Consider the following 12,145-nt stretch of genomic DNA (forward strand, 5'->3'; position numbering starts at 1 on the left):
ACAGGGGTAACTATCGCAGCCGATGGAACTTTGAGTGTACCCGCAGGTACCCCAGCCGGAAGCTATGCCGTAGTATATCAAATCTGTGAAAATTTAAATCCGACCAATTGTGATACGGCCACTGCAAGCGTAACGGTAGATGCAGCGGTAATCGATGCAATTGACGATACCACCCCAGCTGACCTAAGTTCAGTAAATGGCTATACAGGCGGTGATGCTGGTGATGTAACTACCAACGATACCTTAAATGGAGTAGCGGTAACCGATTCAGAAATCGCAATAACGGTAACTAATGATGGCGGACTAACAGGCGTAACTATCGCAGCCGACGGCACTTTGAGTGTACCAGCAGGTACCCCAGCCGGAAGCTATGCCGTAGTATATCAAATCTGTGAAAACTTAAATCCAACGAATTGCGATACAGCCACAGCAACCGTAACGGTAGATGCAGCCGTAATCGATGCTGTGGATGATGATTTTACCACGGTAGTGATAAATGAAGTTCAAGGTGGAGCAGCTGGTGATATCACCACTAACGATACTTTAAACGGTGCTGCAGTAGTAGATGCAGAAATTACAATTACTGTACTAGATGAAGGTGGGTTAACCAATGTAACTGTCGATGGAGACGGTATCATTAATGTACCCGCAGGAACTACTCCTGGGGCATACACTGTTACCTATCAAATCTGTGAAAATTTAAATCCGACCAATTGTGATATCGCTACGGTGAACATAGTAGTTGAAGACTGTTTAAGCGAGCCAACAAACGATTGTGATGCTGACGGATTAACCAATGGAGAGGAAGTTTCCTTAGGAACAGACCCTGAAAATCCTGATACTGATGGAGACGGAATTTTAGATGGTGAAGAAGTTAATACAGATAGTACAGACCCTTTAGATGATTGTAGTAATGTAAACGGAATGCCATTAGCGGATTCTGATTGCGATAACGATGGTTTAACCACGGCAGAAGAAAATGCGGCAGGCACAGATATTTACAATCCAGATACTGATGGTGATGGTATTCAAGACGGTCAAGAAGTGGAAGTGGATGGCACTAATCCTTTAGATGACTGTGACAGTGTAAACGGTATGCCCTTAGGAACATCTGACTGTGATATTGATGGATTAACCAATGACGAAGAAGTGCAATTAGATACAGACCCTAACGATCCCGATTCAGACCAAGACGGAATATTAGACGGACAAGAAGTCCTGGATAACACTAATCCGTTAGACGATTGTGACCACATAGGTGGTACTCCATTAGGAACTTCAGATTGTGACGAAGACGGTTTAACCAATGATGAGGAATTATCAGGTATAGATGACCCAAGTACCAATACAAATCCGGATGGAAATATCACAGACCCAGAGAATCCAGATACTGATGGTGATGGTATTAGTGATAGTCAAGAAGCTATAGATGGTACAAATCCGGTTGATGCATGTGATTCTATTGGAGGAACGCCACCAAATGGTGTACGTTGTACCAACCTAGAAATTGTAAGTGATTACATAGTTCCGGGTAGTAGTAATGACAATACCTTTCAAATAAGATATATAGAACAATATCCAGAAAATACGGTTCGTATTTACAATAGATGGGGTGTACTAGTGTTTGAAACACGAGGGTATGATAATGCTGAAAATGCCTTTAGAGGAATCTCTAACGGTAGAACAACCATTGCAGCCACAAATGAACTACCCGTAGGGGTGTATTTCTACATTGTCAATTACACTGATGATGCGGGAGAAGTACAAACCTTAGATGGATACATGTATATCAACAGATAATAAGCTAAACACTACAAAAAAGATTATAAAATGAAACGAGTTTTAATAGTATTGATGTTATTCCTAACTTTTTGGAGTAGTCAGGCTCAACAAGATGCCCAATACACCCAATATATGTATAATACTTTGAGTGTGAATCCGGCCTATGCAGGATCTAGAGGGGTTTTTAGTGTGGCAGGTTTACACCGTTCACAATGGGTAGGTTTAGATGGTGCGCCAACCACGCAAACCATAAATGTACATTCACCAGTATCAGAGCGTATTGGTTTAGGATTCTCTTTTATCAACGATGAAATAGGAAATGGAACCACTCAAGAATCTAATTTTGATGCTTCTTTTAGTTATACGGTTCCCGCTTCTAGAACCGGAAAACTATCCTTTGGTTTAAAGGCAGGAGGGCATTTATTTAACTTAGATTTCAATAGGTTGCAGAATTTTAATCCTTCAGGCAATACCACACAAGAAACGAATATCGACAATAAGTTTTCTCCCAATTTTGGAGCAGGAGTGTATTATCATACTGAAAAATTTTATGCCGGTATTTCGGTTCCTAATTTTTTAGAAACCAAACATTTTGATAATGATGGTAATAGTTTTTCGGCTAGTGAGCGAATGAATTTTTATTTTATATCCGGAATTGTAACTGATTTAAGTTATGATTGGAAATTTAAGCCAGCCATATTATTTAAAATGGTAAAAGGAGCTCCACTACAGGCCGATTTTTCTGCTAATTTTAGGTATCAAGATAAACTTACCCTTGGAGCTGCTTACCGTTGGAGTGCCGCATGGAGTGCCATGCTAGGTTATCAACTTTCAGACAAGTTAATGTTAGGTTTGGCCTATGATAGAGAAACTACAGAGTTGGGTAGTCAGGCTTTTAATGATGGTTCTTTTGAAGTATTTCTTCGATATGAATTAAAAACACGATACAGAAAAATTATTACCCCAAGATTCTTTTAAAAATGAAGACAATACAATTAAAATATACCTGCATAACTCTAGCTTTACTAACTTTTAGTTATAGTTCTGCACAAAAAAGGAAGGTTAAGAAAGCTAGAGACGATTATCAAGCATATGCTTATCAAGAAGCTATTGGTAAATACGAAGCCATGGCAAAAGATGGGTACACAGATAAAGAAATTTATAGCAACTTGGGTAATGCCAATTATTACAATGCCAATTATGAAGAAGCGGCTAAGTGGTATAAAGAATTACTTGAGGTAACGGAAGAAGTTGATTCAGGATATTTTTATAGATATGCCCAAAGTTTAAAAAGTTTGGGCGAATATGAAGCTTCGGATAAAATGATGGAGCAATTTGCAAAAACTTCATCTAAAGAAAACAGAGTAGCAAAATTTCAAGACAATAAAGATTACTTAAAAGCTATAGAAGCGCAATCTGGTAGGTATACAATTAAGCTTTTGGAAATTAATTCTAAAGTATCTGATTTTGCACCATCTATGTATGGTGAGCAACTGGTATTTTCTAGTGCTAGAGATACTGGTATTGCGGCGCTAAAAGTTCACGAATGGAATAACCAAAGTTTTTTAGACTTATATACTGCCAGTAAGAATGGTGGTGAACGTTTTGGTAGTGTTGAGGAGTTGTCAAAAATACTTAATGCCAATACACATGAGTCTTCAACTGCATTTAGCAAAGATGGTAAAACAATATATTTTACTCGAAACAATTCAGAAACCGGTAGGCGTTTTGCACGTGATGGAAAAGGGGTGAGCAGATTAAAGATTTTTAGAGCAGAATTGGTAAATGGCGCATGGAAGAATATTGTAGAATTACCATTTAATTCTGACAACTACTCAACAGCCCACCCTACCTTAAGCGGAGATGAAAAGAAATTATTTTTTGCCTCAAATCGTCCGGGAACTTTTGGAGAATCAGATATTTATGAAGTTGATATAAATGAAGACGGTAGTTATAGTGAACCAAAAAATTTAGGACCAACAATTAATACAGAGGGTAGAGAAACCTTCCCATTTATTTCAGAGGAAGGCATATTGTATTTTTCTTCTGACGGGCATCCAGGTTTAGGAGGTTTAGATGTTTTTGCAACACCGTTAAATACGGTAAACAACCAAAGCGTTGTTAATTTAGGCAGACCAGTAAATAGTGATGAGGATGACTTTTCATTTGTGCAAAATTCAGCAACCCATCAAGGCTATTTTGCTTCTAACAGACCAGGAGGTGTAGGTAGTGACGATATTTACAGTTTTGTAGAAAATGAACCTTTACGATTTAGATGCGATAAGATGCTACAAGGCATTACCAAAAACAAAGCAGATGGTAGTGTTTTAGCTAATACTCAAGTTAAGTTGTTTGCTACTAATGGAGAAGAAGTAGCTTCTACAGTTTCTGATGCTAATGGCCAGTTTAGTTTAGCTGTTAACTGTTTACAAACACTTACTATGGTAAATGGAGACAAGCAAAATTATGAAAGTGATGCTTTTGAAATGAATTCAGATTTTAGTTTTGATAGCAACACAGTTGTTCTAGAACTAATGCCATTACGAATTGATGCGGTAAGAGAAGAATTGGTTATTGAGCCAATCTATTTTGATTTTGATGAATCTTTCATTCGCTTAGATGCGCAATTAGACATTAAAAAGGTAATTACTTATTTAAACAAATATCCAAATACAAAGTTGGTTATTGAGTCGCACACAGATAGTAGAGCAACAACGCAATACAATCAAAAGCTTTCTGAAAAACGGGCCAAAGAAACTAAAGCATATTTAGTAACAAAGGGAATAGCCGAAAATAGAATGATAGCCAAAGGTTTTGGAGAAAGTAAATTGGTGAATGATTGTAGTGATGGTGTAGCATGTTCAAAAGCAGCACACCAGCTAAACAGGCGTTCAGAATTTAAGATTATTGAAGAATAATCTACAATCACTAAACAAAAAAATCCATACTGAGAAGTATGGATTTTTTTTGTGTAAAAAACTTCAATATTATTTTTTGGAAGATTGTAACAATTGCTGCACAACTTCAGCCGTTTTTTCATTTTTTTCTTTGGCCATTAAAATCTTTGGAGGCCGTTGGCGTAGTTCACAATCCGTAAGAGCACAACGTTCACAAGTAACACCAACATTATACGTTTTTAAGTTAGGGTCATTTAAAAACTTAACTTGTTTTTTAAGAGAATCGTTAACTAATAAACCAAGACTTACACTGCGGTATTCATTAGCTTTAAAAGGGTCTTTAGTAGCTGAAGAAAGTACCAAATAGGTAAGCCCTTCATTGGGGTAATGAGAAAGCTGCACATCTACATGGTGTTCTAAATTTTGCTGTTCAATTTCTTGTAAAACACGTATAGATACCCATTTTCTACAATACTTCTCATTGGTTTCATTACCGTGAGGTGAATGCACATGGGTCAAATGCAATTCTTTAGTAATGTTGTACCAATTGCTGCCTTTTTGAGTGCCAAAACGTAAAAAAAACAGGTTTTCCATTTGATAATCAAACGGTAGAATATTACTTAAACGTTGGTATAAAGTTTCTGGTGAGGCGTTAAATTGAGCTCTTGCCGCTGCTAATATGTGGGTATTAATAGTAGAACCTGCAAAAAACTTATCTATGTACATCTTTAATAATTGCTTTGGAATGATTAAAGCACCAGCAAAATATGAAGCATAAAAATTGTGTAACACTTGGTCAAAGTTTTCAAAAGAAATCCAAGTAAAGGTGTATAACCTATTGGTTAGTTTAAGGTAGTTATAGGCAATTTCTTTAGCATAAATAAAGGTGCGTTGGGCATCATCAACTCTATGCGCAATATGTAAAGTTTTAGAATTTGGTACAAAAACAGAACGTAAATTGTCTAACGCAGTATGTTTTTGCAACTCTTCATTATTGATAGTGTATCCATATTCTTCAATAAGAATTTCTTCGAGTTCTTGAGCAGTTACAGATTTTGACAAGTCAATTTGATAAGCTTCAGCAAAACCTAGAACCGCTTCTTCCAACTCAGGAAAATAGTTGTTATTGGCTTCCTGGTAGGAACGTAATGCGGCCAAATAAAAGCTTTCCTTACCAAAATCGTAATGTTTGGCAATTTCAATTATGGTACTAATAAACGCGTTTACTTTAGTAGGGGCATTGGCAATAATATCAATTAAATCACCCTTTTTAATACCAAAAAGCTCAAGAGGTAATTCTTTTAAAACGTTAGATTGTAACAACTCACCAACTGGAGCCAGATTCTTATCAAGTTTCAAAGAAACTAGACTATCGTAGGGTATTTCAAGCTTGTCTGCTAATAAAACAATCTTATCGGTTTTAGGATATTTTTTTCCTTTTTCAATTTCATTAAGATAAGATTTTGATAAGCCTGTGAGCTTAGATAATCCAAAAAGTGAAAGATTCTTTTTGTTTCTAAGCTGCTTAAGCTTAAGACCAAAAATTAGCTTAATATATTCTTCTTCCATCGTCATAGAACAAAGATACGTTTATCTGCGAAAACGTCATTTTAAGCGAAAATATACAAAAAAGCGAACGTTCGCTTGTTTTTTTGAAAATTGTGTTTTATCCTTGTATCAACAAATTAGAAATGTCATGGAAGAAACACTGATTACCGCAAGAAGCTTGCAGTTTGCAAAAGGGGTTACCAATTATTACCCAGAGTTACTTACAGATGGAGCTCTAAAGTTTTTGATTGCATTACATGAACGATTTAACGAGGCTCGATTAGAACTCGTGAGTAAACGTAACAAAAGACAATTTGAGCTAGATATGGGCAATTTTCCCGTCTTTCCTCCAGAGACATCAGAATTAAGAAATGCCGAATGGCGAGTGGCTGATATTCCAGAAGATTTGTTAGACCGTAGGGTTGAAATTACAGGTCCGGTAGACCGTAAAATGGTGATAAATGCCTTGAATTCAGGAGCCAAAACCTTTATGGCTGATTTTGAGGATAGCAATGCACCCACATGGGCTAATTGTATGGAAGGCCAACAAAACCTTAAAGATGCCAACCTAAGAACCATATCTTATTACGATAACAAGAAAAAGAAAGAATATACGCTAAAAGATAATTTAGCGGTGCTTTTGGTAAGACCCAGAGGGTTACATTTGAACGAACGCCATTTACTTATTAATGGAGAAGAAGCTGCTGGTAGTTTGGTAGATTTTGCTTTGTATGTTTACCATAATACCCAAACCTTATTACGCAGAAATACTGCGCCATACTTTTATTTACCTAAGCTAGAATACTATGTAGAAGCCAGATGGTGGAACCAAGTATTTCAATTTGCAGAAGAATATTTAAGTGTTCCCATTGGAACGTTTAAAGCTACGGTTTTGATAGAAACCATTACGGCGAGTTATCAATTAGATGAGATTATTTTTGAGTTACAAGACCATATTGTAGGTCTTAACTGTGGCCGTTGGGATTATATCTTTTCTTACATAAAAAAGCTAAGAAATCACAAACAATTTATTCTGCCCAATAGAGACCAAGTAGGTATGACAGCCCCATTTATGGATGCGTATTCTAGATTGGTAATTCAGCGTTGTCACAAAAGAGGCATACATGCTATGGGAGGTATGGCTGCACAAATTCCAATTAAAGATAATCCAAAAGCTAATGAAATAGCACTTGAAAAAGTGAGACAAGACAAAGAACGTGAGGTTAAGAATGGACATGATGGTACTTGGGTAGCACATCCGGCGCTCGTACCTATTGCAATGGATGAATTTAACAAGCATATGAAAGGGCCCAACAATCATCACATAACTAGAGCTGATGATACAATTGGTGAAGCTGATTTGTTAGCCACTCCAGAAGGTACCATTACAGAAGAAGGCATTCGAAAAAACATTAATGTGGGTATACTTTACATAGAATCTTGGTTACGAGGCAACGGTTGTGTAGCGCTATATAATCTAATGGAAGATGCAGCTACAGCTGAAATTTCGAGGACACAAATTTGGCAATGGTTAAAGTATACGGTACGGTTAGACGATGGTCGCAAATTTACCCCAGAATTGTACGAACGCATTTTTAAGGAAGAAACCGAAAAACTAACGCATTTAATTGGTGAAGCAAACCTTGTCAATACAGCTTTTACTCGAGCATTTGCTCTATTTGATGAGCTCGTAAAAGCCCGTGAATTTGAAGAGTTTTTAACCACTAAAGCGTATAACGAAGTATAAATTATAAAAAAGAAAAATCCCAAGAAAGTTTGCGCATTCCCTGGGATTCAAATTAAAACTGTAAAAATTAAAATTATGGAAAAAAATCAGAAGATTCAAAATCTAATTACGGACTGGACGGTGAATCCAAGATGGCAAGGAATAGAACGCCCTTACACAGCTGAAGAAGTAATTAGACTTAGAGGGTCCTATGAAATTGAGCATAGTATTGCTCGTTTAGGAGCTGAAAAATTGTGGAAAAAATTAAATAGTCAAGATTTTGTTGCGGGATTAGGAGCTTTAACCGGTAACCAAGCTATCCAAGAAGTAGAAGCAGGTTTAGAGGCTATTTATTTAAGTGGTTGGCAAGTTGCTGCAGATGCCAATTTAGCTGGTGAAATGTACCCAGACCAATCACTTTATCCAGCAAATAGTGTGCCTATGGTTGTAAAAAGAATCAATAATGCGCTTTTACGAGCAGACCAGATACAAACGGTAAATGAGGTCGAAGAAAAAAAGGATTATTTAGTTCCTATAGTAGCTGATGCAGAAGCTGGTTTTGGCGGAAATCTAAATGCTTTTGAGCTCATGAAATCAATGATTGAAAGTGGTGCAGCAGGCGTACATTTTGAGGACCAGTTAAGTTCTGCTAAAAAATGTGGGCACCTAGGGGGTAAGGTTTTGGTACCAACGCAGGAAGCTATCAATAAATTAATAGCAGCGCGTTTAGCCGCAGATGTAATGAATGTACCAACAATCATAATTGCCAGAACAGATGCCGATGCTGCCAATTTACTAACGAGTGATATTGATGAACGAGATCATAAATTTTTAACAGGAGAACGTTCCTCAGAAGGATTTTTTCACGTAAACAATGGTTTGGAGCAGGGTATTGCCAGAGGATTGAGTTATGCGCCATTTGCAGACCTTATTTGGTTAGAAACCTCTAATCCAGATTTAGAGCAAGCCAGAAGATTTGCTGAGGCTATTCACGCGCAATATCCAGGAAAATTGTTGGCCTATAACTGTTCTCCTTCTTTCAATTGGGCGGCCAAATTAAGTGTTGCCGAAATGGAAACCTTCAGAGAAGAATTAGCAGCAATGGGTTACAGGTTTCAATTTATTACCCTGGCTGGTTTTCATGCCTTAAATACAAGCATGTTTGAACTTGCTAAATCGTATAAAGAAAGAGGTATGGCGGGTTATTCAGAATTACAAGAGCGCGAATTTGCGTTACAAGAATTTGGCTTTAAAGCTGTTAAACATCAAGGGTTTGTGGGAACCACGTATTTCGACTCAGTACAAAACATTGTCACTTCTGGTAAAGCAAGTACAATGGCTATGAAAGGAAGTACCGAAACTGCTCAATTCTAGTGTGTATTTTTATTTTTTGCTTAAGCGCCCTCAAACTTGAGGGCGCTTTTTTTGTGGTATTGTTTTGTGTATTAAATAAGTTTTATGAATCCTAATGCATTTATTCTTTACTATCTAAGCGTTTTGGATAAATTTTGATTCTATAAGAGCTAGAAACCGTAGCGCAATAAGAAAAGGTCCAATAGATTTTTTTTACCAAGGATTGCACTTGCTGTACTAGCCTTCTAATCCAATGAAAGTAACACAAAAAGCTACCCTTTAGGTGGCTTTTGAAGTGGAGCCGGAGGGATTGGCTAACGCCTTGCCCGTTGACTCCCATACTGCAAATACAACTACCAATTTTTTTAAAATTGATGTCAAAAAACAATAAAACCCATTCAAGTGAACTTGATGGGTTTATGATGTCATTGCCATAAGGCAGTTGTGAGTGATTGTGGAGCCGGAGACGGCCAAGCTTTAAGAAAAGGTCTAGTAGACCTTTTTAGCGAAGGAGCGAGCTTGTCGCGCTGGCTTTCGAAACCCGATGGCGTAACGAAAAAAAGCTACCTAACGGTAGCTTTTTGAAGTGGAGCCGGAGGGATTCGAACCCTCGTCCAAACAAGCAATAACTGAGCTTTCTACATGCTTAGTTTTAGTTTAATTTTCGACGCACAACCGACCTAAAACAGCCTATTATACGCTTAGCTTCTTAAGTTTAGAATTGTTACCAAAGCACAAACAATTCGGTGTTGACTTTTATGGTGCTCCTAAATTGGTCGCCGTCAACAAGGGCTACCAGGGAACATTCAGCTTTCGCGCCTTGCGCGACTAGGCTTGGACTTACTATAATTCAGTCAATTAAGCAGCTAAAGCGTAGTTAGACTCGCCATTTAAAAGTTTGAGACATTGAATTTACGAGCATCATTCCCATAGCTCGGCATGCTTACACCGCCATTGGTCTCGCTGTCAAAACCGGTCGGCCCCATAATGAGGAAGTACATCTTTGGGTACTCCTCACTTTTTTATCATAGAACTTTAGGGCGTTCCCCCGACTAGTCGGGGTCGGGCTATTGGCAGTCGCTTTTATTTGCATCCTCTTAAAAATTCGGTATGCAAACAAAGAGCTCCAACAATGCCGCTATCCCTAACGCGTAATTTACCCTAGGGTAAAAAAGGATGGCAAAGATATCATTTATCGTTAACTCTGTAAAAAGTTTGCGCACCCTTATGATTCACTTTAAATTCGTCAATAAGTATACCAAAGTCTCATGAAATTCGGAATAATCAAAGAACGTAAGAATCCGCCAGATAAACGCGTAGTATTAAGCCCAAAACTATGCCAAGAAGTCATTAAAAAATTTCCAGAAGCACAAATAATCATAGAACCTTCAGATATTAGAGTATTTAGTGATGATGAATACAGAGAAGCCGGTATAGAAGTTGCTGATAAAATGAAAGAATGTGATGTGCTTTTAGGAGTTAAAGAAGTACCAATAGATGCCTTATTGCCCAATAAAAAATACTTCTTTTTTTCACACACCATAAAAAAACAACCCTATAACAAAAAGTTATTACAGGCCATTCTTAAAAAGAATATTGAACTTTATGACCATGAAGTTATCACCAATAAAGCAGGACAACGTTTAGTAGCATTTGGCCGTTATGCAGGTATAGTTGGAGCCTACAATGGAGTAAGGGCGTATGGCTTAAAATATGAGCTGTTTAAATTGCCTAAAGCAGAACATTTAAAAGACCAAGCCGATTTAATTTCACACTTACAAAAAATAAAACTCCCCAATATTAAAATCTTAGTAACGGGTAAAGGCAGAGTGGGTAACGGTGCTAAAGAAATGTTAGACGCTATGGGTCTTACAAAAGTAAATGTTGGTCAGTATTTATCAGAAGAGTTTAATGCACCGGTTTATTGCCAAATAGATGCCTCTGAATACAACAAACGTAAAGACGGGGTTCGAGGTAATAAAGAAGATTTCTTTGCAAATCCAGAGGAATATAAATCCAATTTCTTTCGATTTGCTAAGGTTACTGATTTTTATATCGCGGGTCATTTTTATGGTGATGGCGCACCTTATTTATATACCCGTGAAGATGCTAAACAACCAGAATTTAAGATTAAGGTGGTAGCTGATATTAGCTGTGATATAGACGGTCCTGTAGCAACTACAATAAAGCCTTCTACAATTGCAGACCCAATTTACGGTTACAATGCGGCCACTGAACAAGAGGTTGACTATAAGCTACCCAATGCCATTGCCGTAATGGCCGTTGATAATTTACCAGCAGAATTGCCAAGAGATGCTAGTAACGGTTTTGGAGTAGCCTTTGTAAAACACGTAATTCCTTCATTTTTTAATGCGGATAAAGATGGTGTGCTACAACGAGCCAAGATGACGAGTAATCACAGTTTAACATCATTATTCGACTACCTATCTGATTATGTAGCAGATTGACTTATTGTCTCAAAATGAGAATTTATTAACAATTTGGTGAACCAAGCCTAACTTTTATTACCTTTTCCATTCTTTTAAGGGAACAAGGTGAAGTTTAATTGGATTTTTAGCCGAAAAGCAACCGTTAGGCAACTCGAACGCTGTGTAGATTTAGAATATCAACTACGCCCAAAGATTATGCGCTTTCTTTTGGAGCACTTTGGTAATGATGAGTGTAGCGAAGACAATTTCTCTTGTTTTCATTTTGATGTTTATGTTGAAACCGAACTTGTTTACATGAACCAAAATACCCCAGATAAATTTTTAACTGTTGCAGAAAACAAATTCGATTTGTTTTTTAATGGGGATAAAAAATACTCTTTAGCATAACT

The 12,145-nt window shown here is 37.3% G+C and carries 8 protein-coding genes and 1 other RNA gene; 7 read left to right on the top strand and 2 right to left on the bottom strand.

The annotated features are described in order from the left end of the window. From H5V42_RS12415 to H5V42_RS12425, 3 genes are all read left to right on the top strand, one after another. On the top strand, nt 1-1,800 hold a 1,800-nt coding region (locus tag H5V42_RS12415), incomplete at its 5' end, for a gliding motility-associated C-terminal domain-containing protein (protein WP_185783499.1). Nucleotides 1,801-1,830: 30 nt separating this feature from the next. After that, nucleotides 1,831-2,760 carry a PorP/SprF family type IX secretion system membrane protein gene (locus H5V42_RS12420; protein WP_185783500.1) on the top strand — a complete coding sequence of 310 codons (930 nt, stop codon included), beginning with the start codon at nt 1,831-1,833 and terminating at the stop codon, nt 2,758-2,760. A gap of 2 nt (nt 2,761-2,762) precedes the next feature. Beyond that, nucleotides 2,763-4,700 carry an OmpA family protein gene (locus H5V42_RS12425; protein WP_185783501.1) on the top strand — a complete coding sequence of 646 codons (1,938 nt, stop codon included), beginning with the start codon at nt 2,763-2,765 and terminating at the stop codon, nt 4,698-4,700. 69 nt (nt 4,701-4,769) lie between these two features. Here the strand turns inward: H5V42_RS12425 and H5V42_RS12430 are convergent, their stop codons facing one another. After that, nucleotides 4,770-6,248: a helix-turn-helix domain-containing protein gene (locus H5V42_RS12430; protein WP_185783602.1), complete on the bottom strand. Its 1,479-nt coding sequence runs from the start codon at nt 6,246-6,248 to the stop codon at nt 4,770-4,772. 127 nt (nt 6,249-6,375) lie between these two features. Between H5V42_RS12430 and aceB the strand changes: the two genes are divergently transcribed. Then, complete coding sequence (gene aceB / locus H5V42_RS12435; protein WP_185783502.1) at nt 6,376-7,974, top strand: malate synthase A; 1,599 nt, start codon at nt 6,376-6,378, stop codon at nt 7,972-7,974. 75 nt (nt 7,975-8,049) lie between these two features. Then, complete coding sequence (gene aceA, locus H5V42_RS12440) at nt 8,050-9,327, top strand: isocitrate lyase (RefSeq protein WP_185783503.1); 1,278 nt, start codon at nt 8,050-8,052, stop codon at nt 9,325-9,327. A gap of 563 nt (nt 9,328-9,890) precedes the next feature. On the opposite strand, the gene ssrA is transcribed toward aceA, so the two are convergent. Further along, nucleotides 9,891-10,290: a transfer-messenger RNA gene (gene ssrA, locus H5V42_RS12445) on the bottom strand. A 284-nt stretch (nt 10,291-10,574) separates the two neighbouring features. On the opposite strand from ssrA, the gene H5V42_RS12450 reads away from it, so the two are divergent. After that, complete coding sequence (locus H5V42_RS12450) at nt 10,575-11,774, top strand: NAD(P)-dependent oxidoreductase (protein WP_185783504.1); 1,200 nt, start codon at nt 10,575-10,577, stop codon at nt 11,772-11,774. A 177-nt stretch (nt 11,775-11,951) separates the two neighbouring features. Then, nucleotides 11,952-12,143, top strand: coding sequence for a hypothetical protein (locus H5V42_RS12455; protein ID WP_185783505.1), 192 nt, complete (start codon nt 11,952-11,954; stop codon nt 12,141-12,143). Nucleotides 12,144-12,145: the final 2 nt, after the last annotated feature.

It is taken from the genome of Croceivirga lutea (genome assembly GCF_014235875.1).
GTDB lineage: Bacteria > Bacteroidota > Bacteroidia > Flavobacteriales > Flavobacteriaceae > Croceivirga > Croceivirga lutea.